This window comes from Streptomyces sp. NPDC018833 (genome assembly GCF_044390825.1).
Classification (GTDB): domain Bacteria; phylum Actinomycetota; class Actinomycetes; order Streptomycetales; family Streptomycetaceae; genus Streptomyces.
Map to the genome: position 1 here is coordinate 1 of NZ_JBIRZM010000046.1, position 1,428 is coordinate 1,428.

Sequence of the window (1,428 nt, forward strand, 5' to 3'; positions counted from 1 at the left end):
CTCCGTAAGTTGTTGGATGGCCCGGGAGGGCCGGATGTGGCTTATGGGGTCTTGCCTTCAGTGGCTCCGCAGGAGTGGCCGTCCGGCTCTCCGGGGCGCCCTGGCTGCTGATTGAGATGTGCGCGCCTCGTGCGGTCGCTGATTACGGAGATGACAGCGGGGTGTTCCTCGGGCCGACGGCACGCTGTGCGGAACGAGGAGGGGCGAGTGAGCGAGCGACGGGCCCAGGTCTGGGCCGGCATCGACGCGGGCAAGGGGCATCACTGGGCGGCTGTGGTCGACGAGACCGGTGCCACGCTGTGGTCCAAGAAGATCGAGAACGATGAGCCGGCGATCCTGACCGCCATCGGTGAGATCCTGGACCTGGCCGACGATGTCCACTGGGCGGTGGACATCTCCGGCACGTCCTCCGCTCTGCTGCTGGCCCTGCTTGCAGCCCATGGCCAGCAGGCCGTCTACGTTCCCGGCCGCACGGTCAACCGCATGTCCGGCGCCTACCGGGGCGAGGCCAAGACCGACGCCCGCGACGCCTATGTCATCGCCGAGACCGCCCGCCACCGCAACGACTTCGCCGCGATCGACGTGCCAGCCCAGCTGGCCGCCGACCTCGCGCTGCTGACGGCCCACCGCGCCGATCTGGTGGCCGACCGGGTGCGGATGATCAACCGTCTCCGTGACGTGCTGACCGGCGTCTTCCCCGCGCTGGAGCGGGCCTTCGACTACTCGGCGCACAAGGGCGCGCTGGTGCTGCTGACCGGCCACCAGACCCCGGCCGCCATCCGTCGCCGCGGCCGGGCCCGGCTGACGGCCTGGCTGGCCAACCGCAGCGTTCGGGGCGCCGACGCGGTCGCCGCGACCGCGCTGGAAGCAGCCCAGGCACAGCAGACCGCGCTGCCCGGGGAGGATGTCGCCGCGCAGATCGTCGCCGCCCTTGCCGGGCAGATCCTGGACTTGGACGACCGGCTGAAGCGGATCGACAAGCAGATCCGCGAGACGTTCCGCAGCCATCCGCAGGCGGAGATCATCGAGTCCCTGCCCGGCATGGGCCCGATACTCGGGGCCGAGTTCGTCGTCGCTGCCGGCGACCTGTCGGCCTACGCGGACGCCGGTCATCTGGCTTCGGCGGCCGGGCTCGTGCCCGTGCCACGCGACTCCGGCCGCCGCACCGGCAACCTGCACCGGCCCAAGCGCTACAGCCGCCGCCTGCGACGGGTGTTCTACCTCTCCGCGCAGACCAGCATTATTCGCGAGGGCGCGAACCGGGACTTCTACCTCAAGAAGCGCGGCGAGGGCTGCAAACACGTCCAGGCGGTCATCGCGCTGGCCCGGCGACGAGCGAGCGTTCTGTGGGCACTTCTGCGTGACGGACGGGTCTTCACCTCCGCCCCGCCGGTCACGCAGGCGGCTTGACTTCGTCATTGAGACTCC

The 1,428-nt window shown here is 70.4% G+C and carries 1 protein-coding gene; it reads left to right on the forward strand.

Annotated features, from left to right (window positions below; all coding sequences use genetic code 11):
• Positions 1-207: 207 nt before the first annotated feature.
• Positions 208-1,410 carry an IS110 family transposase gene (locus tag ACH5AF_RS35325; protein ID WP_398907647.1) on the forward strand — a complete coding sequence of 401 codons (1,203 nt, stop codon included), beginning with the start codon at positions 208-210 and terminating at the stop codon, positions 1,408-1,410.
• Positions 1,411-1,428 lie beyond the last annotated feature (18 nt).